The sequence below is a fragment of the Ruegeria sp. YTSC199 genome (genome assembly GCF_059609725.1).
This window is the reverse complement of record NZ_JBXWMF010000007.1, coordinates 107212-131753: the sequence shown is the minus strand read 5'-3', so window position 1 is coordinate 131753 and position 24542 is coordinate 107212. Positions and strand designations below refer to the sequence as shown.

Below are 24542 nucleotides of genomic sequence, written 5' to 3'. Positions count from 1 at the left end.
AAAATGCCGGAAACACCTCTGGTCATTGGCGCAATTCCGCATCATCATTGCTATACATCCCAACTGCGATGGCTTATGAGCCATGCAAACAGCACTTGAAGACGGGGAGTGAGCAGCATGTCTGATGATTTCGTACTGGATACCGATGATCTGAAACGGCGCATGGAAGGCGCCATGTCCAACCTCAGAACCGAATTTGCCTCGCTTCGGACTGGTCGGGCGTCGGCCTCGATGCTGGAACCGGTTATGGTCGATGCCTATGGCTCGATGACGCCGATCAATCAGGTAGGAACGGTCAATGTGCCCGAGCCGCGTATGGTTACGGTCAATGTCTGGGACAAGGGCCTGGTCGGCAAGGTCGAAAAGGCCATCCGTGAAAGCGGTCTGGGAATCAACCCTCAGCTGAACGGCACTATCATCATGTTGCCGATTCCGGAGCTGAACGAAGAGCGTCGCCGCGAATTGGGCAAGGTCGCTGGCCAATATGCCGAGCACGCGCGGGTTTCGATCCGCAACGTTCGCCGTGACGGAATGGATCAGATTAAGAAGGCCAAGGCAGACGGCATGTCCGAGGACGATCAGAAGTTCTGGGAAACCGAAGTTCAGGATCTGACTGACGAGATGATCAAATCTGTAGATGTCGCGCTTGAGACCAAGCAGGCAGAGATCATGCAGGTCTGAGACCGGGATATGCTCAACGCCCCACATACTGAGCCAGCGAACGGGCCGCGCCATGTCGCTATTATCATGGACGGAAACGGTCGCTGGGCGCAGGCGCGTGGTCGGCCAAGGCTGTTCGGCCACCATGCCGGGGCGCGACGTGTACGCGAGGTGGTCGAGGCCTGCCCGAGGCTTGGGATCAAATACCTGACAGTTTTTGCCTTTTCGACCGAGAACTGGAAGCGCACGCAGGCCGAGGTCGCCGGACTGATGAGCCTGTTTCGGCGCTATATCATCAAGGAAACCCGAACCCTGAAGAAAAACGGGATTCGGGTGCGCTTTATCGGGGACCGGGTGCGGCTCGATAAGAAGCTGATCGAATTGATGGATACGCTGGAAGAGGAAACCAAGGAAAACGACCTGGTTCATCTTACTGTCGCCTTGAATTACGGCGGGCGGGATGAGGTTGCGCGCGCCACCAAACGTCTGGCGCGGGACGTGGCCGAAGGACATCTCCTCCCCGAAAATGTGGATGAGGAAACCCTTCCCAAGTATTTGGATACGCATGTTCTTCCTGACCCGGACCTAGTCATCCGAACCAGCGGAGAGGCACGGATTTCGAACTTTCTTCTCTGGCAGTCGGCCTATTCCGAATATGAATTCATCGATACTCTGTGGCCCGATTTCACTGCGGCTGAGTTGGAGTGCCTGTGTCGCAACTTCGGGTCCCGTGAACGCCGTTTCGGGGCAGTTCCGGCATGAGTGACGGCCGATGGTCTGACCTGACCGCCCGGGTTCTATCGGCTGTTGTGCTGGTCCTTGTCGGCTCGGTCGAAGTCTGGCTGGGCGGGCTATGGTTCGAAGCCTTCATCGCGATAGCCTGTGGCCTTATGATTTGGGAATTGGTGCGGATGATCGACCCGGACAAAACCGGGGCGGCCGTGCAGATTGGTATTCTGACCGGGGTTGCAGTTCTGCTCAGCTATCATCTGCCGCCGCTTTACAAATTGCCGGTCTTGATTGCTCCGGCCCTAGTCGGGGCCGGGCAGATCAGCCGATCCAAAACGACCTATGCGCTGTTTGCGATCTGGATTGCAGCGGCCGGGCTAGGCTTCATCTCGATCCGCGAGAACATGGGGTTTGGCTGGATGGTGTGGCTAATCTCGGTGGTGGTCGCAACGGATGTGGCCGGGTATTTTGTTGGCAAAACATTCGGTGGCCCGAAATTCTGGCCCAAGGTCAGCCCCAAGAAGACATGGTCGGGGACCGCCGGCGGATGGGCTGCGGCAGCCATTGTTGGCACTATTTTCGCGATCTATGCCGGGTTCGGTATCATGTTTGTGGTGATCTCGGTGCTTGCCTCGATGGCCAGTCAGGCAGGGGACATCGTCGAAAGTGCAACCAAGCGGAAGTTTGGGGTGAAGGACAGTTCGAACCTGATCCCGGGCCACGGCGGCTTTCTGGATCGGTTCGACGGCATGATGGGTGCGGCCTTGTTTGTTCTGATCGCGGGCCTGATTTATTCCCCCGGGGGCATGTAATGCGCAAAGTTTCGATTTTTGGTGCAACCGGCTCGATCGGACAGAACACCATTGATCTGATCGACCGGGATCCGTCGGCCTATGACGTTGTGGCGCTGACCGGCGGGGCGAATATCGAAAAACTGGCCGAAGATGCACGTCGCCTGAAGGCCGACGTGGCCGTGACCGCGCATGAGGATCGGCTTGAGGATTTGCGTGTTGCACTGTCCGGAAGCGGTGTCGAGGCCGCGGCGGGGCAGGCGGCCTTGACCGAGGCCGCGGCGCGGCCAGCCGATTGGGTCATGTCCGCCATTGTCGGAGCAGCTGGGTTGCCCCCGGGGCTCGAGGCGTTGAAACAGGGCGCGACGCTGGCACTTGCCAACAAGGAAACATTGGTTTGCGCCGGGGCGCTGGTACTGGAAACAGCGCGGTGTAACAATGCGCGTCTCCTGCCGGTAGACAGTGAACATTCGGCGGTGTTTCAGGCTCTGGTCGGCGAAGATATGAACGCTGTCGAGCGGATCATCATCACCGCCAGCGGCGGTGCCTTCCGCGATTGGCCGCTGAGCGATCTGGCCAGCGCTACGGTTGAACAGGCCTCGAACCATCCGAACTGGAACATGGGGCAGCGGATCACCATCGACAGTGCGTCGATGTTCAACAAGGCGCTGGAGCTGATTGAAACCAAAGAGTTCTTCGGCGTCTCGCCAAATCAGATAGAAGTGCTGGTTCATCCCGAATCCATCGTGCACTCGCTGGTCGGTTTTAATGACGGGGCTGTCATGGCCCATATGGGCGCGCCCGACATGCGGCACGCGATCGGCTATGCGTTGCACTGGCCGGACCGGCGCGATCTGCCGGTCGAACGCCTGAACCTCGCCAAACTGGGTCAATTGCGGTTTCAGGACCCGGACGAGGCACGTTATCCGGCCCTGCGTCTGGCTCGCAATGTGATGCAGCGAGGCGGCTTGTCCGGCGCCGTATTCAACGCCGCCAAAGAGCGCGCCTTGGATCACTTTATCGCGCGTCGTGTCGGCTTTCTTGAAATGGCTGATATTGTCGAGGCGGTTCTGAATAGGTTTGAGGCGTCGGATGGCCTTCTTGATGCCCAATTAGACCTTGATAACGTGCTGCAAACGGACCATTTGGCACGTAAGTGGGCCGATGAGGCCGCCATCCAGCCAGCAGGATAATAACTTGGACTTAATCTCTCTGATCCCTCAATTCGGCAACCTGCTGTATACAATCTTCGCGTTTGTGATTGCGCTGTCCATCATCGTCGCGGTGCATGAATACGGCCACTATATCGTGGGGCGGTGGTCCGGCATCCATGCCGAGGTGTTCTCGATCGGGTTTGGTCCGGTGCTGTGGAGCCGCGTCGACAAACGCGGCACCCGATGGCAGATCGCCGCGCTGCCATTTGGCGGTTATGTCAAGTTTATGGGCGATGCCAACGCCGCGTCTGGCAAGGACGAACAGGCGATGATGGAAATCATCGAGCAAAGCCCCGAAGAGTTGCGCCGCACCATGCATGGCGCGCCATTGTGGGCGCGGGCGGCCACGGTTGCAGCTGGTCCGGCGTTCAACTTTGTGATGTCCATTCTGGTGTTCGGGCTGATCTTCTTTTCTCAGGGTGTTACCCGCGAGCCTTTGACCGTTGGAAAGCTTTATTCTCTGCCGGGGACGGAACAGGAATTGCAGGACGGGGACGAGATTGTTGCCGTTGCGGGCGTTCCTGTGCCTAATTTCGATCAGCAGGGAGCCTGGTCCGATTTCACCGACGCTTTGCCGGTCGAACCCAAACTGGATTACACAGTGATCCGCGACGGGCAGACGATGGATGTGTCCGGCCCCTGGCTGTTCCCGCCGCTGATCCAGCAGGTTGCCCCGCGCAGCGCTGCAATGGATATCGACCTGAAATCCGGCGATGTGATCACGGCGATCAACGGAGAACCGGTTTTTGCTTTTGAGCAGCTCAAAGAGCATGTGGAAGGCTCGGACGGTAAGGTTCTGCTGCTGGATGTCTGGCGCGACGGGGCCGAACTTGAATTCGCGCTTGCTCCACGCCGCACCGATGAACCACAGCCCGAAGGTGGATTTGTGACTCATTGGCGCATCGGGATTGTTGGTGGGATGGCCCTGGAACCCGCGACCGAACCTGCAGATCTTCTGGCTTCGCTGTCCGGAGGCGTGCAGCAGACTTGGCGCATTATCAACGGGTCGCTGTCGGGCGTTTGGCACATGATTACTGGGGCGATCAGCACTTGCAACATGTCTGGCCCCATTGGTATTGCCGAAACCTCGGGTGCAATGGCCAGTCAGGGGGCGCAGAGCTTCATCTTCTTTATCGCGGTTCTGTCTACTGCCGTTGGATTGCTGAACCTGTTCCCTATTCCGGCGTTGGATGGCGGCCACTTGATTTTCTACGCCTACGAGGCCGTTACAGGTAGACCCCCCAGCGACGGCGTCCTGCGGGTACTGATGGGGGTCGGCGTGTCGCTGATCCTAGGGTTGATGGTCTTTTCAGTGACGAACGATTTGTTCTGCTGATTGTGGCGGGCGCTGCATGAAGATGCCCCAATTCCGCCCCATTTCGGGCGTAGATTCTGGTGCGGAAAGCTAACTGTGTCAGAGGTTGTGATGTCAAAAGCCCTGCGTAAATCAGCCGAAAGTGTTGGATACCTGTTCGTGTTGAACTGGGACATGCTGCTGTTTTTCGGCGCGACCGCTGTTGCGATGGGTGGATGGGCCTACCTGATCACAATGTGATTCTAAGCACCTGTTGTAAAAACCAGAAGAGGCGGCCCTTTCGGCCGCTTTGTTTTTTGGTGTTTTGACAAGGATAAATATTCTCGCTACTCAGCATTAAAGTCCAAAAATATTGGGTAGTGAAAAAAATGACTGATAGGCGAGGCGCGGGCACATCCTGCGGGGGGCAGAAGCCGGAAAACAAGATTTTGTGGCGGTCACTAACGTTTATTTTCCTTCTGGCATTAGTGAGTTTGGTTCCTGTACCAAAGGCAGCCTGGGCACAAAATTTCGTCATCAATTCCTTCGATGTCGAAGGTAACCGGCGCATCGAAACATCAACGATTATCGCGCGCACAGGCATTGAACCGGGGCAGTCCGTAACTGCCGGTGAGTTGAATGATGCCTATCAGCGTTTGCTTGACAGTGGTGTTTTTGAGACAGTCGAACTGACCCCGCGCGGCAGTACGCTGCTGATCGAAGTCGAGGAATATCCGACGATCAACCAGATCAGCATCGAGGGCAACCAGCGTGTCAAGGATGAGGTGCTGATAGAAGCGATCACCTCGCAGCCCCGGCGGGTCTTCACGCCTCAGGTCGCGGAAACCGATGCGGATCTGATCGCCGAGATCTACTCGTCGCAGGGGCGTGTATCCGCGACGGTCATTCCGCGCATCATCCGCCGTAGCGACAACCGGGTCGATCTGGTTTTCGAAGTCGCCGAAGGCACCACGATCGAGGTTGAGCGCGTTAGCTTTGTCGGCAACCGCGCCTATTCCGATCGTCGTCTGCGCCGGGTACTGGAAACCAAGCAGGCCAACATTCTGCGAACGTTCCTCAGCGGTGATACTTTCATCGCCGACCGGATCGAGTTCGATAAACAGGTTATTCGGGATTTCTACCTGTCCCGCGGCTATGTGGATTTCCGCATCAACAGCGCGAATGTTGAGTTCACCCGTGAACGGGACGCCTTTTTCCTGGTGATGAACATCACAGAAGGGCAGAAATTTTCGTTTGGACAAATCAGTACAGTCAGCGAGATCCCGGGTGTGGACCCCGCTCCGTACCAGGCTGCGCTCAAGATCAAACCGGGTGTGACCTATACGCCGTCTCTGGTTGAAAACTCGATCGCCCGGATGGAGCGTCTGGGGATCAAGCAGGGTGTAGATTTCCTGCGGGTCGAACCCCGCGTGACCCGCAACGCGCGGGATCTGACGCTGGATGTTCAGTTCGTTCTGACTCGCGGACCGCGCATTTTTGTTGAGCGGATCGACATCGAAGGCAACACCACGACGCTGGACCGTGTGATCCGCCGTCAGTTTGATACGGTTGAGGGCGACCCCTTCAACCCGCGTGAAATCCGCCAGGCTGCCGAGCGTATTCGCGCGCTGGGTTTCTTTGCGGTTGCAGATGTCGAGCCGCGCGAAGGGTCTACGCCCAGCCAGGTGATTGTGGACGTTGATGTCGAAGAGCAACCGACCGGCTCTCTGAGCCTGGGTGGTAGCTACTCGGTCTCCGACGGTTTCGGGGTCGCGATCGGACTGCGGGAAACCAACTTTCTGGGGCGTGGGCAAACAGTTGGTCTGACCCTGTCGACTGCGCAGGATTCGGAGCAATACACGCTGGACTTCACCGAACCCTATCTTCTGGGGCGTAAACTGCGCTTCGATGTGGGGCTAGGCCTTTCGACGACTAACTCGAGCTTTGCCAGCTACGACACTGAAACGTTGTTCTTCCGGCCTCAACTGAGCTACGCCATTGGTGAACTGTCCGCGCTGCGGTTGCGCTATGGCTGGCAAAACAGCGAGATGACCCAGCAGGATGATGAAGTCAACGGCGCGGTCATATCCTCGGAAATCGATCAGGGTGAGCGTACAACCAGTTCTTTGGGTTTGTCCTATGTGTATGACAGCCGTCTTGGCGGCCTGAACCCGAATGCAGGTGTGCTTTTCGAAGCCGGTGTCGATGCGGCCGGGCTGGGTGGGGACAATGAGTTCTACAAAACCACCGCCCGCGGTATCGCGCAGACCCGTGTCTGGAACGAGGAAGTCGTTCTGCGCGCATCCGTCGAAGTGGGTGCACTGCACTGGCGCGGCGATGACTTTAGCCGGACCCTCGACCGCTTTGTTCTGGGACCCAGCATCTTCCGCGGGTTCGAGCCCGCAGGTATCGGTCCGCGCGATCTTTCGAATGGACAGGATGACGCGATCGGGGGCAACTACTACTGGGTTGCGCGTCTGGAATCAGACTTCCCGCTAGGTCTGCCCGAGGAACTGGGTCTACGGGGTGGTGTGTTCTATGACTTCGGTAACCTCTACAACCTCAATGACGTGAACACTGCAGGCGCGGACATCGTAGGCGAAGATGGCTCGATCCGTCACGTGATCGGTGTATCGGTTCTGTGGGAAACACCCTTCGGTCCGCTGCGCTTCAACTTCTCGAAAGCGTTGAAGAAAGAGGACTTCGACAAGGAGCAGAACTTTGACCTGACGGTTCAGGCCCGGTTCTGATCCTCAATGTTGAAACGTGTGTTCATGAAACTGCAGGGCCCTTTTCGGGCCCTGTGTGTTTTTCTGACCTTTGCCTGTGCAGCCCCGGTCGTGGCGCAGCAACTGGGTGTGCCGCAAAGCAGCGTTGTGACTCTGTCCAGCGAACGATTGTTTTCCGACTCGGCCTTTGGTCAGCGTATCCTGCGCGAGATCGAGGCCGAAGGTATCCTGCTGGGTGAAGAAAACGAGCGGATTGTGGCCGAACTGAGCCGGGAAGAAAGGCTGTTGACCGAACAGCGCGCGACCATGACCGCGGATGAATTCCGCCCGTTGGCTGATGCATTTGACGAAAAAGTTCAGTCTCATCGTGAAGGGCAACGCGCCAAGCTGGACGCATTGGCACGCCGTAGCGAAGAGGCTCGGCAAAGGTTCTTTGAGTTGGTGCAACCGGTTTTGATTGATCTGCTGCGAGAATCTGGCGCGTCGATCATCATTGAGCGGTCCAGTGTCTTTCTCAGCTCGGACCGCACTGACATCACCGATGCGGCCATTACGCGGATCGACACGGTGATAGGCGATGGCAGCACCGTCGAAAACGAGGCCAGCGAATAGGTTTGCTTGCCCTTGCTGCGCGGTATTGCTACCACGCCGCAAACAGAAATCCAGAACGGGACGACGACACTATGAGCACGGAAACCAAAAGCGCCGACATTCAGCTGATCCAACGGATCCTGCCGCATCGCTATCCGTTTCTGCTGGTCGACAAGGTGGTTGATATCTCGGGCTATCAGTCGGCGGTTGGCATCAAGAACGTCACCATGAACGAGCCGCATTTCCAGGGCCATTTCCCCGGCACTCCGATCATGCCGGGCGTGACCATCGTCGAGGCGATGGCGCAAACCGCAGGCGTGATGCTGGGCGTGGGCATGGATGTGATCGACAGCGAGTTGCTGATCTATTTCATGAATATCGACAAATGTAAGTTCCGCCGCAAAGTGATCCCGGGTGACGTGCTTGAGATGCATGTTGAAACCGTGCGCGGCAAAAAAGGTGGCAAGATTTTCAAGTTCAGCGGCAAAGCGACCGTTGAAGGCGAGATCGCAGCCGAGGCCGAATTCTCGGCTTATGTCGATTGGGACATGGAAAAAACAACATGAGCGGCATCCACCCAAGCGCAATAATCGAAGACGGCGCGCAGATCGGTGAAGGCTGTGTCATCGGGCCGTTCTGTTATGTCGGCGCGCAGGTCAAGCTGGGCGATCGGGTTGAGCTGAAGTCGCATGTTGTAGTGACCGGAGATACGGTGATCGGCGACGAAACCGTGATCTTCAATTTCTCGGTGATCGGAGAAATTCCGCAGGACCTGAAGTTTGGCGGCGAAGACACGCGCCTGGAAATCGGCAAGCGTAACCGCATTCGGGAACATGTGACGGTCAATACCGGCACCGAAGGCGGCGGTGGAGTGACCCGGATCGGCGACGACTGTCTACTGATGGCCGGTGTTCATGTGGCGCATGACGTGCAGATCGGTAACCGGGTAATCATGGTGAACCATGCCGGTGCCGCAGGGCATTGCGTCATCGAAGATGACGTGATCGTTGGCGGCATCTCGGGCCTGCACCAATGGGTGCGCGTGGGTCGCGGCGCGATCATCGGCGCGCTGACCATGGTTCCGAATGACGTGATCCCGTACGGTCTGGTGCAGGCACCGCGAGGCGAATTGGACGGTCTGAATCTGGTTGGTCTGAAACGCAAGGGGGTTTCCCGCGAGGATATATCCGCCTTGCGCGCGGCTTTCCGGGAATTGTCCGAGGGCGATGGCACGTTCATGGAACGTGCTCATCGAGTCGGTGCTGGAAACGAAAGCGAATACGTGCAGCGGATCGTGGATTTCGTGACCGGTCAATCGGATCGCTCTTTCCTGACACCGAGGAAGTAAACCGATGTTGGCGCTGATTGCTGGAACGGGCGCGTTGCCGGGCGAAGTGGTAGAGCATCTTTCCGATCGTCCGGTGATCTGCGCGATGGAGGGGTTCACACCCGACACCCTGACTGCGGATATCGTCTTTCCGCTAGAACAGCTTGGCAGTTTCATCGCAGATCTGAAGGCGCGTGGCGTGACTGAGATTTGCCTGGCAGGTGCAGTCCGGCGTCCGGTGATTGATCCATCACGTATCGACGCGGCGACGATGCCCCTGGTGCCGGTGCTGCAACAGGCGCTCATGTCCGGGGATGACAGCGCCTTGCGCGCCGTAATCGGCATTTTCGAGGAATCCGGGCTGACCGTTCGCGCGGCCCATGAGATTGCGTCCGTATTGCTGCCGCAGCTCGGGTGCCTGACCGAGGTGCAACCTTCGGAGGCTGATCTTGCCGATGCGGACAGGGCTGCGGGTATTCTGCGGGTCATGGGTACGGCGGATATCGGGCAAGCCTGCGCGGTGTCCAAGGGGCAGGCGTTGGCGGTAGAAAGCATCTTTGGCACCGACTGGATGCTGCAGTCTTTGACCCAACGCCCCGACGCGGGTGGCGGGGTTCTTTTCAAAGCCCCGAAGCCGGATCAGGATCGGCGTGCGGACTTGCCGACCATTGGGCCGGGCACCGTTTCCTCTGCCGTGGCTGCCGGGCTTGCGGGTATCGTCATCGAAAAAGGCGGCGTCATCGTTTTGCAGCAGGACCGCGTCCTTGACGAATGTAACCGACTTGGCCTGTTCCTTTATGTGCGAGAGCGGGCCAGCTGATGCGGGTGTTTGTGGTCGCCGGTGAACCCTCGGGCGACCGATTGGGCGGTGCATTGATGGAGGGGCTTCGAACCCTCGTTCCCGATGTGCTGTTTGACGGAATTGGCGGCCCGTTGATGCAGGCGCAGGGGATGGAAAGCCGTTTCCCGATGTCCGAACTTTCGGTGATGGGTCTGGTCGAGGTTCTGCCCAAGTTTTTCCACCTCAAACGTCGGATCGCCGAAACCGCTCAGGCGGTACTGGACACGCAGCCTGATGTGCTGATCACCATCGACAGCCCCGACTTCTCATTGCGCGTGGCCAAGATCGTCAAGGCGCAGAGTGACATCCGAACCGTACACTACGTGGCCCCCAGTGTCTGGGCGTGGCGACCTGGCCGGGCCGACAAGATGGCCAAGGTGATCGATCACGTACTGGCGCTGCTGCCCTTCGAACCGCCCTATATGGAACGCGCGGGCATGGAATGTGATTTCGTTGGCCACCCGGTTGCTAGTGAACCGGTGGCGACCGAAGGTGATATCCGAGAGTTTCGCGCCGCCTATGATCTCGGCGCTGCGCCGATCCTTCTGGCGCTGCCGGGCTCGCGCGGGGGAGAAATTGATCGTCTGGCCCCGGTCTTTGGCGAGGCACTGAAGCAATACCTGCGAAACCGGCCGGACGTGCGGGTTGTGGTTCCCGCAGTGGCGCATATGGCCGAAACCGTTGCACAGCACGTGCAAAGCTGGCCGGGTAATCCGGTGGTTGTAGATCCGCGCGACATGGCCTCTGATGAAGCGGTCGCTCAGAAGCGGGCCGCTTTCGCAGCGGCTGAACTGGCGCTGGCGGCTTCGGGCACTGTCTCGCTGGAACTGGCGGCGCAGGCCACGCCGATGGTGATTGCCTATAACCTCAACTGGCTCACGACCCTGATCGCCAAGCGCATGGTCAACCTCGACACGGTGACACTGGTCAATCTGGTGTCCGAGACCCGCACAGTTCCCGAATGTCTGCTGGATGACTGCCAGCCGGGCAAGATCGCTGACGCTCTTTCACAGGTGACTACAAACCCGAATGCGCAGCACGAGGCCATGGAGACAACGATGTTGCGGCTCGGACGCGGCGGCGAGGCGCCCGGACTGCGGGCGGCCAAAGCGGTTCTGTCCTGGATGAACGCGTGATGTTGGATTTTGCGCTTTTTGGGCTGTCTGCCTTCATGGCACAGATCCTGACAAATCTGGACAATCTGGCGGCCCTGCTGGCGCTGACGTTGGTCTCGGGGGTAAAGCGGTCGATTTTTGGATTCCTGATGGCGCAGGCGATTGTGATCGGCGGGGCGCTTTTGCTGGCTTTGGGGGTCGAGGATGTGGTGCCGCACTGGGCGGGATATCTGGGGGTGATCCCGTTGAGCCTCGGCATACTGGCATTGCTCCGGAGGAAAAGCGGGAAAGACACCGCGACAAATCCCAATGTGGAGACCGGGGCGTCGGTGATCATGGTCACGCTGCTGTTCATCAGCCTGTCGATGGACACATTCGCGGTACTGGCACCACTGCTTGCCGACTCGGCCCCCAGCTTTCGGACCGCTGGCGTGATCGGCGCAGCTCTTGCTGCGGCCAGCCTGGCCACGGTCGCATTGTTTGGTTCAAAAGCGCCGTTCATGAGCGGTGCTTTTGCCCGACGACTGGAGCGTCTTGTTCCTTACGTGATGATCTGCGCCGGGCTTTATATCCTCAGCAATTCGTGGACCGACGCGGTTTAATAGCCGCGCCAGATCCAGCCGCCACCAAAGATGCGGCTGCCTTCCGAGGCATAGAATACGCAGGCCTGACCCGGTGAAACGCCTTCCTCGGGCGTCAGCAGTTCGACCTCAGCCGTGGTGTCGGACAGGGGTCGGATGATCGCTTCGCGTGGCGGGCGGGTCGAGCGGACCTTGATCAGGACATGCCATTCGTCCTGTGAGGTGAACGGCTCATCGCCCAGCCAGTTGATCTCACGCACCGGAATGGTACGGGTGGCCAGCATCTCCTTGGGGCCGACAACAACTTGCTTTGTGTCTACGTCCAGTTTCACGACGTACAAAGGATCGCTGAGGCCACCGATGCCCAAACCACGTCGTTGCCCGATCGTGTAGTGGATCACACCGTTATGCTGCGCCAACACGCGCCCATCGGCATGCACGATCTCGCCGGGTTCAGCCGCGCCGGGACGCAATTTTTCAATGACGCTGGCATAGTTGCCGTTGGGCACAAAACAGATGTCCTGGCTGTCCGGTTTGTCCGCGACGGCCAGCCCGTATTGCGCGGCCATTTCGCGGGTGGCGTCTTTTGAGGGCAGGTGACCCAGAGGGAACCGCAGAAAGTCCAGCTGCTCGGGCGTGGTCGAGAACAGGAAGTAGGACTGATCCCGGTTCGCATCCTCGGCGCTGTGCAACTCGGGCCCGTTCGGTCCCATCCTGCGCTGGATATAGTGACCAGTTGCCATGCAGTCGGCTTCAAGATCCTTGGCGGTTTCCAGCAGGTCCTTGAATTTCACCCGTTCGTTGCAACGGATGCACGGCACTGGTGTTGCACCGGCCAGATAGCTGTCGGCAAATTCGTCAATTACCGCGTCCTTGAAGATGTTCTCGTAGTCGAGGACGTAATGGGGAAAGCCACGTTCCTCGGCCACGCGGCGCGCGTCATGAATGTCGATCCCCGCGCAGCAGGCGCCTTTCTTGGCCAAGGCTGCTCCGTGATCATAGAGCTGCAGCGTCACGCCAACCACATCATAGCCCTGATCGGCCAGATGGGCCGCAACGACGGAACTATCCACGCCGCCGGACATGGCAACAACCACCCGCGTTTCCGACGGGGGTTTGGCAAAGCCAAGCGAGTTCAGCGGTGTCTCGGTATCGAGTGCCATGACGATTCCAGTGCGGGTTAAGAAAGACCGGCAGAATATAGGAAAATTCTACATACTCTCAAGGGGCGGTTTCACTCTGCATTAAGTAGGCTGGTGTCAGCTTTGTCGCAGCACGAAGAGGACCGAAAGATGTATTTGCACAAAGTAGAAGGACCAAGGTCCGTAACCCTGCCGGATGGAACGGTTTTATCGCGCGCCGACCTGCCGCCAGAGGATACGACCCGATGGGTGGCCTCTCGCAAGGCGATTGTCGTTCGGGGCGTGGTTTATGGGTTGATTACCCTGTCTGACGCCAAGAACCGATATGGGCTGAGTGATGAGGAGTTCAACGCGTGGGTTTCGGCGGTCGCGGAACATGGTACGGACGCTCTGAAAGTCACCGCGCTAAAAAAATATCGACAACCTAAAGTTGAAAGTGAATAAATGATTCAACGGTAACGTCAGATTAACCATTTTTGAGCAGGCTCAATTTGAAATTAGTAAATTGAACCGAATTGGAGCAGCAAATGCGTATACTTCTTGTCGAGGATGATCCGACCACGTCCAAAAGCATCGAGTTGATGCTGACGCACGCCAACCTCAACGTCTATGCGACGGACCTCGGCGAGGAAGGCATCGATCTTGCGAAACTCTATGATTATGATCTGATCCTGCTGGACCTGAATCTACCTGACATGAACGGGCATGAAGTGCTGCGCCAGTTGCGTATTTCGCGGGTCGAAACGCCAATCCTGATCCTGTCGGGCGCGGATGATACTGAAAGCAAGATCAAGGGTTTCGGTTTCGGCGCAGATGATTATATGACCAAACCGTTCCATCGCGAGGAACTGGTGGCCCGTATCCACGCCATCATTCGGCGGTCGAAAGGTCATTCCCAATCCATTATTCAGACGGGGCAGGTGGCCGTGAATCTGGATGCCAAAACGGTTGAGGTGGAAGGAAAGGTTGTTCATCTGACCGGCAAAGAATACCAGATGCTCGAGCTGTTGAGCTTGCGCAAGGGCACCACGCTGACCAAAGAAATGTTCCTCAACCACCTTTACGGCGGCATGGATGAGCCCGAGTTAAAGATCATCGACGTATTCATTTGCAAATTGCGCAAAAAGCTCAGTAACGCGACCGGTGGCGATAACTATATCGAAACCGTTTGGGGCAGAGGGTATGTCCTGCGCGATCCGCAAGGCAACAGCCTTGACGAAACGCGGATAGCCGTCGGCGCCTGATTTGGACACGGTCGCCCGTGGTCTGGGGCGACCTCCTTCACTCACTGAACAGCACGTCTGGACCTGACCATGACCTCGCCCTATCACTGAGGTCCAAGAATACGTGACAGGGCGAGGCCATGAGCAAATTGATTCCGGTATCTGATCTGACTGAGGACGCCGCGCGGACGGAACTGGAGCAGCTTGCGGAACAGCTTGCGCGGGCGAATACACTCTATCACGCCGAAGACGCGCCGGAAATCTCCGATGCCGAATACGATGCGCTCAAACGCCGAAACGCCGAGATCGAAGCGCATTTTCCGCAGCTGAAACGGGCCGACAGCCCTTCGGATCAGGTGGGTGCGCGACCGGCTGACGGATTCTCCAAAGTTACCCACGCCGTGCGCATGATGTCGCTGGGCAATGCGTTTGACGACGAAGACGTTCAGGATTTTGACCGCTCAATCCGAAAGTACCTCGGATTGGTCGTAACGCAGCCTTTGCCCTTCACTGCCGAACCTAAGATTGATGGTCTGTCGCTGTCATTGCGCTATGAGAACGGGCAACTGGTTCAGGCCGCAACCCGCGGGGATGGCGAGGTCGGAGAAAACGTCACCGCCAATGCCCGGACGATTTCGGACATTCCGCAAACCATAGCGGATGCTCCAGAAGTGCTTGAGGTGCGTGGTGAGGTCTATATGTCGCATGAAGACTTCGAAAAGCTGAACGCCCGGCAAGAAGAGGCTGGGGAAAAGGCCTTTGCCAACCCGCGAAACGCAGCTGCGGGCTCGCTGAGACAATTGGACTCAGCGGTTACGCGCGCGCGCCCGCTGCGGTTTTTTGCCTATGCATGGGGCGAGTTGTCCGAGCCATTGTCCGACACCCAAATGGGTGCGATTGATAAGTTGCGCGCTTTTGGGTTTTCTACCAACCCGCTGACCCGGCTTTGTGAAGACGTGGGGCAGATGTTGGACCATTATCGGGATATCGAGGCTCAGCGATCTACTCTTGGCTATGACATCGACGGTGTTGTTTACAAGGTGAACGATCTGTCGCTGCAGGCACGTCTTGGGTTTCGGTCCACGACGCCTCGCTGGGCGATTGCCCATAAATTTCCCGCCGAGTTGGCTTGGACCCGGCTTGAAGCGATCGACATTCAGGTGGGCCGGACCGGCGCGCTTAGCCCGGTTGCCCGGCTGCACCCAGTTACAGTGGGCGGCGTGGTCGTCTCGAACGCCACGCTGCACAATGAGGACTACATTGCAGGCCGAGATGCCAAGGGTGGTACGATCCGTGACGGCAAGGACATTCGCGTCGGCGACTGGGTGCAGGTTTACCGCGCCGGTGACGTAATCCCGAAACTGGCCGATGTGGATATTTCAAAGCGTCCCGAAGGGGCTGAGCCTTTCGATTTTCCTACAACCTGTCCCGAATGCAACAGCGATGCTGTGCGCGAGGAAGGCGATGCTGTCCGGCGCTGTACCGGCGGTGTAATATGTCCAGCGCAAGCTGTTGAAAAGCTGAAACATTTTGTATCGCGCAAGGCTTTCGATATCGAAGGCCTGGGGGCAAAACAGATCGAGATGTTCTATGACGACCCTGATCTGCCGGTCAGAACACCGGTCGATATTTTCACCTTACAAGCGCGTGATGCTGCAAACCTGAACAAGTTGGCCAATCGCAAGGGGTGGGGTGCGCAGAGTGCCAGCAACCTGTGGAGCGCGATTGATGAAAAGCGCAGTATACCGTTTGGACGGCTGCTGTTTGCGTTGGGCATCCGGCACATGGGTGAGGCCGCATCGAACCTGATCGCAACCCACTATGGCTCGTGGGCGGATTTCAAAACCGCTGTGACCGCCGCAGCCAGCTTCGAGGGGGCCGATTGGGAAGATTTGCTAAGTGTCGACGGTGTTGGTGAAGTCATGGCACGCGCCCTCGTGTCCGCTTTTGCGCAAGAGGCCGAACGCGCCAGTATCGATGCGCTTGTCGCACAACTGGACGTGCAAGAGGCCAAGCGGCCGGACACCACCGGAAGTCCGGTCGCAGGCAAGACCGTTGTCTTCACCGGTACGCTGGAAAAGATGACGCGTGCCGAAGCCAAGGCCCGCGCCGAAGCGTTGGGGGCCAAGGTCTCTGGCTCGGTCAGTAAAAAAACTGATATTCTGGTTGCTGGCCCCGGGGCGGGATCCAAGGCAAAAAAGGCTGCTGAACTGGGGATTGAAACGCTGGATGAGGATGGCTGGCTGCAGCTGATCGGAACCGCATGAGCGGACGACCTGAACAGTTATTCCCGCTGTTCGCGGGCTTGGAAACCCTGGACGGTGTAGGGCCGAAGACGGCTCAGGTTTTAACGCAGGCGGGTACGGAGTCACCGCGGGATGTGTTGTTCAGCCTGCCTTACGCCGTTATCGACCGCAGACGCCGCGACACCATTCAGGGTGCCGACCTGCCCAGGACACTGACGGTTGGGGTGACGGTTGGGGTTCACAGACCGCCACGCAACAAGGGCGGTGCGTATCGGGTGCATGTCGAGGACAGTCAGGCGGAATTCCAACTGGTATTCTTCCATGCACGCGGAGACTATCTTAAGCGGATTTTGCCTCAGGGATCACGGCGTGTGATTTCGGGCCGGCTGGAACTGTTCGACGGCATGGCGCAGATGGTTCACCCGGATCACATGTTGCCACCGGAAGAGGCGCTGGACATTCCAGACTTTGAACCGGTGTATCATCTGACACAGGGGATCACGCAAAAAACAGCCTACAAAGCTGCGCGCAGCGCTTTGGCACGTGCGCCGGAATTGAAGGAATGGATCGACCCGGCCCTGGTAACCAAACAAGAGTGGCCGGGCTGGTCGGTGTCCATCATGGCTGCGCATAATCCACAGGGGGCGGATGATGTTGCGGCTCATGCGCCCGGACGGGAGCGACTGGCTTATGATGAACTCTTTGCGCATCAACTGACGCTGGCGCTGGCGCGGCAACGTGAACGGAAAGCCCGGGGCATTGTCAGCGTTGGAACAGGAACGTTGCAGGCGAAGGTGCTGGCCAGCCTTCCTTATAAGCCTACCGGTGCGCAATTGCGGGCGATTGACGACATCGCAGCCGACATGGCCTCGGACGCGCGGATGAACCGGTTGCTGCAGGGTGACGTGGGCGCGGGAAAAACTCTGGTGGCATTCTTGGCCTTGCTTGTCGCGGTCGAAGCGGGCGGACAGGGTGTCATGATGGCGCCGACCGAGATTCTGGCGCGGCAACACTTGGAAGGCCTGCAACCCCTGGCTGAAGAAGCCGGAGTTGTTCTGGACATCCTCACTGGCCGCGACAAGGGCGCCGAGCGTCGCGCCAAGCTGGCGGCGCTGAAGGACGGCGATATCCACATACTGGTCGGCACTCATGCTGTGTTCCAAAGCGATGTGGAGTTTCAGGCGCTCCGCCTAGCCATCGTTGATGAACAGCACCGATTTGGGGTCCGGCAGAGGATGGAACTGTCCGAAAAAGGGCAGGGCGCGGATGTTCTGGTCATGACAGCCACGCCAATCCCACGCAGCCTCGCATTGGCGCAGTATGGCGATATGGATGTCTCGGTTCTTGACGAAAAACCGCCGGGGCGGAAGCCTATCAAAACGGCCATAATCAGCACCGAACGTATGGAAGAGGTCGTGTCTCATCTGCGTCGGGCCATTGACGAAGAGCGCCAATGCTATTGGGTCTGTCCGCTGGTCGATGAATCCGAGGTGTCGGATCTGACGGCGGCCGAGGAACGGTTCAAACGCTTGCGCGCGATTTTGGGCGAAGGAGCGGTCGGTTTGGTGCACGGCCAGATGCCCTCGGCCGACAAAGACGCCGCGATGAAGGCCTTTCAGGAGGGGCAGACCAAGGTTCTGGTCGCCACGACTGTGATCGAGGTTGGAGTCAACGTTCCCAATGCCTCAATCATGGTGATCGAACGGGCCGAGATTTTCGGGCTGGCGCAACTGCATCAACTCCGTGGTCGGGTCGGGCGTGGTGAGGCGGACTCCACCTGTCTGCTGATGTATCAACCGCCGCTCAACGAAGGTGGGCGGAAACGGCTTGAGGTTCTGCGCGAAACCGAAGACGGCTTTAGAATTTCAGAAACCGATCTGCAAATGCGTGGCGCAGGTGACTTGATCGGCACCGCGCAATCCGGTCTGCCTAAATTCCGGATTGCGGACCTTGAGCGGCAAGCCGGATTGATGGCCGTTGCCCAAACCGACGCCCGCGCTTTGCTGTCTGCGGACCCGCAACTGAAATCGGACCGAGGGCAGGCGGCACGCGTTCTTTTGTGGCTGATGAAACAGGATCAGGCAATACGTTTGATTTCAGTGGGTTAGTGGATTGGTTCCCGTAAGTTCACAAATGTTCGCAAAAAGTTCTTTACCGACTCGGTAAAATATGAGAACAAAAGGTCAACAAAGGATTAAGCTTTGACCGGAGGTGAGACCATGCTGAACCAGATCAAGAGCGCCCTGAGCCGTTCGCAGTCGACGATTTTGCAGGATGCTGCGGGCGCCGTGTCTCTGGTGGTTATGCTGATGGTTGCCCTTCACCTTCCCGGAACGTTCTGACCCTTTCTGCCTGCGATCTCGTGCCGATAATACCGCTCTGTCATCCCAATTTCAGTCAAGGGTGACCTGCCTGTCCCATTTCCCTTGAGGGGCCTGCCTCGGCCCCGCGCGGCTATCCTGACCCCACGCGAGACACGCACAACCTGCCGCCGCCCTTTCCGCCCGGAAGGTGCGGCGGTTTTTTTCTTACAGTTCACCCGTTTTGATGATCTCAATCATCGCCGACAGCACAGAGTTGACCGCGACCGAGGCCAGGATCATCCCCATGACACGGCTGATGATGGCAGCACCCGAATACCGAATAAGGCGAATGATCGGGTCGGCCAGCAGCATCAAAACAAAGGCGATAAGCACCACAGACAGCATCACCAAGGCGGTAATGCCCTGATCTGCGGCACTGTACCGATTGTTGTCGGTCAGGATGACAACGGCCAACATCGCCCCCGGCGATGCAAGGGAGGGAACTGCCAGAGGAAATATCGCCGGATTGGGGCGTTGTGACGGCCTTTCTAGCTCTTCTTCGGCCTCGCGTTGTTCCACGACCTGCTTGCTTTCGCCAAAGATCATCGTCAGCGCGAAGAGAAAAAGGATGATCCCGCCCGCGACCTGAAACGAATTCAGACCAATATCCAGTGCTTCGATAAGCAACTGCCCAAATACCAGGAAGAACAGCAGCACTCCGGCGCTGACCAGAGCTGCAAGAAGCGCCGTTTTACGACGGGCGGATGCGGTCAGGGTTGCCGTGACCGCGATGAATACAGGGATTGTTCCGATGGGGTCGATAACGACCCACAGGGTTACAAAATGCTCGAGCAGATTGTTCAAACCAGACACTCCCCCAAATTTTGGCTGAGGTTAGACGGGTTTGCGTCAGAAAGCCACGTTCAGGCGCAATTGGCCTGTTCGGCCTGCTCCATGGCTTCGGCCGTGGCCTCCAGTGCGAGCAGGATCGAGGCGTGACGGTTCTTATAGTCACGCGCAGGCATCAGAACCTCGAGCCCGTCAAAAGGGGCGTCGGGTGCCGGCCCGTCTTTCTTCAGCATGGTCGACAACTGATCACGCGCGGTTTCCACCTGCGCCCGCGTCGCGCCGATAATGGCACTGCCGACAACTGAGGCCGAGGCCTGACCCAATGCGCAGGCTTTCACATCCTGCCCGTAATCCGAGACCTTTCCGTCCTGCATCTTCACATCCACGGTCACGGTCGACCCGCAAAGGGGCGAGCGTTTTTTTACTGTGGCGTCAGGGGTCTCAAGACGGTCCAGATGCGGAATATCCGCGGCCAGCGCCAGAATGCGGCCGGAATAGAGCTTTATCAGATCGTTCTCGCCGGACATGGCTTTCCCTCGTTGTCTGTTCCCCATACATAGTGAGCATCCACCGGGATGCAAAAGGTTTTTCTCATGTCCGCTACTGTCACATTTGACCCGACCAAACTGAAATATAACGAGGCCGGTCTGATCCCTGCCATCGCTCAGGATGAAAGCTCGGGTGAGGTTTTGATGATGGCCTGGATGAACGTCCAAGCTGTTGAGAAGACGCTGGAAACCGGGCGTGTCACCTATTGGTCGCGGTCCCGCCAGTCGTTCTGGATCAAAGGTGAAACCTCGGGCCATGTGCAGGAACTGGTAGATTTCCGCTTTGATTGTGACCGCGATTGCTTGCTGGTTCTGGTGCGTCAAACCGGTGCCGCGTGCCACACCAACCGCCGCTCGTGTTTCTACACCGCGGTTCGTGAAGGGGCCGAAGTTGAGTTGATGTCACCGATGGAGTGACCCGGTCAAAGCCCGACCATTGCCCGGATATCTGCGGGTGAGGCGCCCTCGGCCCGGTATTTCGAGATTGCCCGCGCATCGTCGCGTTTTGCCAGGCGCTTACCTGCGTCGTCCCGGATCAACCGGTGATGGAGGTAGCGCGGCGTTGGCAAGCCAAGTAAGGCCTGCAATACAACATGAATACGTGTCGCCTCAAAAAGATCCTGACCGCGTATGACATCGGTGATGCCCTGCGCGGCGTCATCCAAAACTACGGACAGATGGTAGGACGTGCCCATATCACGCCGGGACAAAACGACGTCCCCGATGGTTTCTGTCAGTTCCTCCAGCGTAAAATCGATCAGTCCGGTTTCGCCGTCCGGCCCCATGCCGGTTTCCTGAAATGATCCAACAATTGCGTCTGTTTTCCCGGAATTCAGAAGCAACCTGCCAGCAGCTGCCATGTGTAGACGCAGCGGAACGTCCTTGGGTCGCGGGCTGTCAGTTGGGGCATTATTCCATTTTTCTCGACACGTACCCGGGTAGATGATCCCGTCCGGCCCATGCAAAGGTGCGCCCTCCTGCGGCGCGCTGGCGGCGGCTACGATATCTTTGCGATTGCAACTGCAGGGGTAGAGCAACCCGCGCGCCCACAGGCTGTCCAACGCATTGTTATACGAGGCCATACGATCAGATTGCCGCATCACGGGTTCGGGCCATTGAAGGCCCAGCCATTGCAAGTCGTCATAGATCTGATCTTCCCAATGGAGTCGCGACCGCGAACGGTCGATATCCTCGACCCTCAGCAGAAACTGCCCGTTCTCAGCCTTTGCAAGATCATGAGCCAGAATTGCCGAGTAGGCATGGCCAAAGTGCAGGGGGCCAGTGGGAGATGGCGCGAAACGAGTTTTAAATATCACGCTTTTTCAACAACATATACGTCTGATTTCAAGTCCATGCCAGGCAGGTGAGGGCCATATTCCCGGAACAGAAGTCGCGCGGCCCCCATATCCAGCCAGTCATTCAGCCGATTGGTATAGGACTTATCCGCAAGCGTATGATCGTTAAAGGAAAAAGCCATCAGGCCATTTCTGGGAAGGGCGTGCATCAGCATATCAAACACCTCGGGCGGCGCTGTTCCAACACTGATAACGCCAATGGCGGCAATCGCTTTGTAGGCACCTTCCTCCAATGGGTTCGGGTCCGTGATCTCGAAAGAGGAAAGCTTGCGGTAAATTCCCTTAGCCTCGGCTCCTTCCAGCATTTTGGGGGTTGGGTCTATCCCGTCAATCACCTGAAAACCGGCGGCGTGCAGGGCTTCACCCGACAGGCCTGTGCCACATCCATAGTCCAATACAGGTGTTTGAGGTTCGGGCATCTTGGACCAGAGTGCCTCGGCCACGCGTCCGGGGGTCGCGTAGCCGTGTGCACCGACTTCGGCATCATAGGAGGAAGCCCATTTCTGGTAGTGAGCCCGCGAGGCCTCGGGCGTATCTAAACCATAGCTTTCTTTGATCTTATTGTCGCTCATATACCGATGTTAGGACTTCTGGCAGGGGTGCGTCCAGTCAGCAATGCCTCAGCCAGTTTGTCCATTCGCCCTTGGCCCGATCAGTATAAGCCTTGTAACGATCCTTGCGGCCTCGACGCCCGCCCTTTAGCCCGTCAACGGGGCGGAATAGGCCGAAATTAACATTCATGGGTTGAAAGGTCTTGGCTTCGGCCCCGCCGGTGATGTGGTGGATCAGGGCACCCATGGCGCTGTCCTGCGGCACTTCGGGCAGGGACTGGCCCAACATTTCGGCCGCGGCCAGACGACCGGCCAACAGCCCCATGGCGGCGCTTTCGACGTAGCCCTCGACTCCGGTGATCTGTCCGGCGAAACGGATGTTGGGCTTGGATTTCAAACGCATCTGCGAATCCAGCAAGGTGGGCGAGTTGATGAACGTGTTGCGGTGAATACCGCCCAGACGCGCGAAGCTGGCGTTTTCTAACCCGGGGATCATGCGGAACACCTCGGTCTGCGCGCCGTATTTCATCTTGGTCTGAAAGCCCACAATGTTGAACAACGTGCCAAGGGCGTTATCGCGGCGCAGCTGCACCACCGCATGAGGTTTCACGTTTGGCTGGTGCGGGTTGGTCAGGCCAACGGGCTTCATCGGGCCGTGGCGCAGGGTTTCGCGCCCCCGTTCCGACATCACTTCGATCGGCAGGCAGCCGTCGAAATACCCAGCGGTTTCACCCTCGTGAAACTCGGTTTTGTCGGCGGCCAACAGGGCGTCGATGAACGCCTCATACTGATCGCGGTCCATGGGACAGTTCAAATAGGCGGCGCGTTCTTCTTCAGTCTCGCCCTTGTCATAGCGTGACTGCATCCACGCTTTGCTCATATCGATACTGTCGGCATAAACGATGGGGGCGATCGCATCAAAAAAAGCCAGCGACTCGGCGCCGGTCTCGGTTCGAATGGCCTCACCCAGCGCGGCCGAGGTCAGCGGGCCAGTGGCAAAGATCCAACGTCCATCGTCCGGCAGGGTAATCACTTCTTCTCCTGTGACCTCAACCCGGGGGTGGGCGCGCAGTTTGGCGGTGACCGCTTCGGCAAAGGGATCGCGGTCCACGGCCAGCGCACCACCGGCGGGCAGGCGATGTGCGTCTGCAGTGGTCATAATTAGCCCGTTGGCTTCGCGCATTTCCCAATGCAGAAGGCCAACCGCGTTCTGTTCGTCGTCGTCTGAGCGGAACGAGTTCGAACACACCATCTCGGCCAGGTTGCCGGTCTGGTGCGCAAAGGTGCCTACTTTAGGCCGCATTTCGTGGATCACAACGTCCACGCCCATCTCCGCCGCCTGCCACGCGGCCTCGGACCCGGCCATGCCGCCGCCCACGATATGCAATTTCTGTGTCATGCGGTGCCACATAGGGCACAGGATCGATCAACGCAACACAAGCCGCATCGTTTACGATTTAAGGGGATTTTGGGGTCACCGCTGCGGGAATGTCGACGCTGGTGAGAGAAACCAGCTTGGAGGGACCTTCCGCCCACGGCGACCCAAAAGTGTCTCCAGAGCATACGCTCTGACCCAGCTTTGCCACAGTGTCGCCTTTTTGGAAAGTGCAAAAATGAGGACAGTCTTTAAAAATGTTAGCAACAATCGCCTTATTGATGCCAATTTGGCGGTCTTTTTTCGATAAATGCGGATATCCCTTCTTCGGTATCCCGGTGCAGCATATTCTGTGCCATTACTTCGCCGGTATAGGCATAGGCCTGTTCAATCGACATATCCAACTGCTTGTAGAAAGCCTGCTTGCCGGTCTTCACGGCTGATCCCAGCTTATCCGCAAGCTGACCGGCAAGGGTTGCCGTTTCGTGTTCCAGCAACATTTCGGGCACCACACGGTTGATCAGACCCAGCTCAACCGCTTTTTCGGCCGAGATGAAGTCGCCGGTCGTTAGCATCTCGAATGCACGCTTGCGCGGGATGTTCCGGCTGAGCGCAACCATTGGAGTAGAGCAGAACAGCCCGATGTTAACGCCGTTGACGCCAAATCGAGTGCCCTCAGCGGCAACAGCCAGATCGCAGGTGGCGACCAACTGGCACCCCGCAGCAGTCGCGATACCATGGACTTGCGCGATGACGGGTTGGGGCAGAGACTGGATTGACAGCATCATCTGTGCGCATCTGGCAAACAGATCCTGGAAGTAGGCCTTGCCGCCATCTTCGGACTGGCGCCCAGCCGTCATCTGTTTCAAATCATGTCCGGCACAAAACGCCTTACCTTCCCCCGACAGGATCACGGCGCGAATCGAATTGTCATCCCGCAGGGCGACAAACTCGGCCTGTAGCGCGGCCAGCATCTCATCGCTCAGGGCATTCAGGCGCTCGGGCGCGTTCATTATAAGGGTGGCGACCGCGTCGGTGTCGTTACGTTCCAGAATTGCCATCTTGCCCTCCGATCTGA

The 24542-nt window shown here is 57.9% G+C and carries 26 protein-coding genes; 19 read left to right on the top strand and 7 right to left on the bottom strand.

Annotated features, from left to right (window positions below; genetic code table 11):
* Positions 1 to 117 precede the first annotated feature (117 nt).
* The 13 genes from frr (at position 118) to AC2FEE_RS09000 (ending at position 11893) form a co-directional block, all read left to right on the top strand.
* Complete coding sequence (gene frr / locus AC2FEE_RS09060; protein WP_496864583.1) at positions 118 to 681, top strand: ribosome recycling factor; 564 nt, start codon at positions 118 to 120, stop codon at positions 679 to 681.
* A gap of 9 nt (positions 682 to 690) precedes the next feature.
* A complete protein-coding gene (gene uppS, locus AC2FEE_RS09055; RefSeq protein ID WP_496864582.1) occupies positions 691 to 1422 on the top strand; it encodes an undecaprenyl pyrophosphate synthase in 732 nt (243 codons plus the stop codon).
* On the top strand, positions 1419 to 2201 hold the full coding sequence (locus tag AC2FEE_RS09050; protein WP_496864580.1) for a phosphatidate cytidylyltransferase: 783 nt from the start codon (positions 1419 to 1421) through the stop codon (positions 2199 to 2201). The genes uppS and AC2FEE_RS09050 overlap by 4 nt, the downstream gene beginning before the upstream one ends.
* Positions 2201 to 3373, top strand: coding sequence for a 1-deoxy-D-xylulose-5-phosphate reductoisomerase (gene dxr / locus AC2FEE_RS09045; protein WP_496864579.1), 1173 nt, complete (start codon positions 2201 to 2203; stop codon positions 3371 to 3373). The genes AC2FEE_RS09050 and dxr overlap by 1 nt, the downstream gene beginning before the upstream one ends.
* Positions 3374 to 3377: 4 nt before the next feature.
* Positions 3378 to 4730, top strand: a complete 1353-nt coding sequence (gene rseP / locus AC2FEE_RS09040; RefSeq protein ID WP_496864578.1) for an RIP metalloprotease RseP — start codon at positions 3378 to 3380, stop codon at positions 4728 to 4730.
* 90 nt (positions 4731 to 4820) lie between these two features.
* A complete protein-coding gene (locus tag AC2FEE_RS09035; protein WP_480590893.1) occupies positions 4821 to 4949 on the top strand; it encodes a hypothetical protein in 129 nt (42 codons plus the stop codon).
* Between the two features lie 128 nt (positions 4950 to 5077).
* Positions 5078 to 7438, top strand: coding sequence for an outer membrane protein assembly factor BamA (bamA, locus tag AC2FEE_RS09030; protein WP_496864576.1), 2361 nt, complete (start codon positions 5078 to 5080; stop codon positions 7436 to 7438).
* Between the two features lie 6 nt (positions 7439 to 7444).
* Entirely contained in the window at positions 7445 to 8029 is a 585-nt protein-coding gene (locus AC2FEE_RS09025; protein WP_496864575.1) for an OmpH/Skp family outer membrane protein, read from the top strand.
* Positions 8030 to 8100: 71 nt separating this feature from the next.
* The gene (gene fabZ, locus AC2FEE_RS09020) at positions 8101 to 8574 is read left to right on the top strand and encodes a 3-hydroxyacyl-ACP dehydratase FabZ (protein ID WP_170398715.1); all 474 of its coding nucleotides are present in this window, start codon (positions 8101 to 8103) and stop codon (positions 8572 to 8574) included.
* Entirely contained in the window at positions 8571 to 9356 is a 786-nt protein-coding gene (gene lpxA, locus AC2FEE_RS09015) for an acyl-ACP--UDP-N-acetylglucosamine O-acyltransferase (RefSeq protein WP_496864573.1), read from the top strand. Before fabZ ends, lpxA begins: the two co-directional genes overlap by 4 nt.
* 4 nt (positions 9357 to 9360) lie before the next feature.
* Positions 9361 to 10155, top strand: a complete 795-nt coding sequence (locus tag AC2FEE_RS09010; RefSeq protein ID WP_496864572.1) for an LpxI family protein — start codon at positions 9361 to 9363, stop codon at positions 10153 to 10155.
* Complete coding sequence (gene lpxB, locus AC2FEE_RS09005; RefSeq protein WP_496864571.1) at positions 10155 to 11312, top strand: lipid-A-disaccharide synthase; 1158 nt, start codon at positions 10155 to 10157, stop codon at positions 11310 to 11312. Before AC2FEE_RS09010 ends, lpxB begins: the two co-directional genes overlap by 1 nt.
* A complete protein-coding gene (locus AC2FEE_RS09000) occupies positions 11312 to 11893 on the top strand; it encodes a cadmium resistance transporter (protein ID WP_496864569.1) in 582 nt (193 codons plus the stop codon). The genes lpxB and AC2FEE_RS09000 overlap by 1 nt, the downstream gene beginning before the upstream one ends.
* Here the strand turns inward: AC2FEE_RS09000 and mnmA are convergent.
* Positions 11890 to 13035: a tRNA 2-thiouridine(34) synthase MnmA gene (mnmA, locus tag AC2FEE_RS08995; RefSeq protein ID WP_496864567.1), complete on the bottom strand. Its 1146-nt coding sequence runs from the start codon at positions 13033 to 13035 to the stop codon at positions 11890 to 11892. The genes AC2FEE_RS09000 and mnmA overlap by 4 nt on opposite strands.
* Positions 13036 to 13164: 129 nt before the next feature.
* Here mnmA and sciP point away from each other — a divergent pair, with 129 nt between their 5' ends.
* The 5 genes from sciP to AC2FEE_RS08970 all read left to right on the top strand — a co-directional run bounded on the left by sciP (position 13165) and on the right by AC2FEE_RS08970 (position 18825).
* Positions 13165 to 13458: a CtrA inhibitor SciP gene (sciP, locus tag AC2FEE_RS08990; protein ID WP_496864565.1), complete on the top strand. Its 294-nt coding sequence runs from the start codon at positions 13165 to 13167 to the stop codon at positions 13456 to 13458.
* Between the two features lie 83 nt (positions 13459 to 13541).
* Positions 13542 to 14258: a response regulator transcription factor CtrA gene (gene ctrA, locus AC2FEE_RS08985; protein WP_496864563.1), complete on the top strand. Its 717-nt coding sequence runs from the start codon at positions 13542 to 13544 to the stop codon at positions 14256 to 14258.
* A gap of 119 nt (positions 14259 to 14377) precedes the next feature.
* Complete coding sequence (gene ligA / locus AC2FEE_RS08980; RefSeq protein WP_496864561.1) at positions 14378 to 16504, top strand: NAD-dependent DNA ligase LigA; 2127 nt, start codon at positions 14378 to 14380, stop codon at positions 16502 to 16504.
* Entirely contained in the window at positions 16501 to 18591 is a 2091-nt protein-coding gene (recG, locus tag AC2FEE_RS08975; protein WP_496864560.1) for an ATP-dependent DNA helicase RecG, read from the top strand. Before ligA ends, recG begins: the two co-directional genes overlap by 4 nt.
* A gap of 111 nt (positions 18592 to 18702) precedes the next feature.
* A complete protein-coding gene (locus tag AC2FEE_RS08970; RefSeq protein ID WP_496864559.1) occupies positions 18703 to 18825 on the top strand; it encodes a hypothetical protein in 123 nt (40 codons plus the stop codon).
* 186 nt (positions 18826 to 19011) lie between these two features.
* Here the strand turns inward: AC2FEE_RS08970 and AC2FEE_RS08965 are convergent, their stop codons facing one another.
* Complete coding sequence (locus AC2FEE_RS08965; RefSeq protein WP_496864557.1) at positions 19012 to 19650, bottom strand: MarC family protein; 639 nt, start codon at positions 19648 to 19650, stop codon at positions 19012 to 19014.
* 59 nt (positions 19651 to 19709) lie between these two features.
* Positions 19710 to 20162: an iron-sulfur cluster assembly scaffold protein gene (locus AC2FEE_RS08960; protein ID WP_496864556.1), complete on the bottom strand. Its 453-nt coding sequence runs from the start codon at positions 20160 to 20162 to the stop codon at positions 19710 to 19712.
* 48 nt (positions 20163 to 20210) lie between these two features.
* On the opposite strand from AC2FEE_RS08960, the gene hisI reads away from it, so the two are divergent.
* Complete coding sequence (gene hisI / locus AC2FEE_RS08955) at positions 20211 to 20600, top strand: phosphoribosyl-AMP cyclohydrolase (RefSeq protein ID WP_496864554.1); 390 nt, start codon at positions 20211 to 20213, stop codon at positions 20598 to 20600.
* A 5-nt stretch (positions 20601 to 20605) separates the two neighbouring features.
* Here the strand turns inward: hisI and gluQRS are convergent, their stop codons facing one another.
* The 4 genes from gluQRS to AC2FEE_RS08935 all read right to left on the bottom strand — a co-directional run bounded on the left by gluQRS (position 20606) and on the right by AC2FEE_RS08935 (position 24525).
* A complete protein-coding gene (gluQRS, locus tag AC2FEE_RS08950) occupies positions 20606 to 21499 on the bottom strand; it encodes a tRNA glutamyl-Q(34) synthetase GluQRS (protein ID WP_496864553.1) in 894 nt (297 codons plus the stop codon).
* Positions 21496 to 22110 carry a class I SAM-dependent DNA methyltransferase gene (locus AC2FEE_RS08945; protein ID WP_496864552.1) on the bottom strand — a complete coding sequence of 205 codons (615 nt, stop codon included), beginning with the start codon at positions 22108 to 22110 and terminating at the stop codon, positions 21496 to 21498. The genes gluQRS and AC2FEE_RS08945 overlap by 4 nt, the downstream gene beginning before the upstream one ends.
* Positions 22111 to 22147: 37 nt before the next feature.
* Positions 22148 to 23488: a methylenetetrahydrofolate--tRNA-(uracil(54)-C(5))-methyltransferase (FADH(2)-oxidizing) TrmFO gene (gene trmFO / locus AC2FEE_RS08940; protein WP_496864551.1), complete on the bottom strand. Its 1341-nt coding sequence runs from the start codon at positions 23486 to 23488 to the stop codon at positions 22148 to 22150.
* A 251-nt stretch (positions 23489 to 23739) separates the two neighbouring features.
* A complete protein-coding gene (locus AC2FEE_RS08935) occupies positions 23740 to 24525 on the bottom strand; it encodes an enoyl-CoA hydratase (protein WP_496864550.1) in 786 nt (261 codons plus the stop codon).
* Between the last annotated feature and the right edge of the window lie 17 nt (positions 24526 to 24542).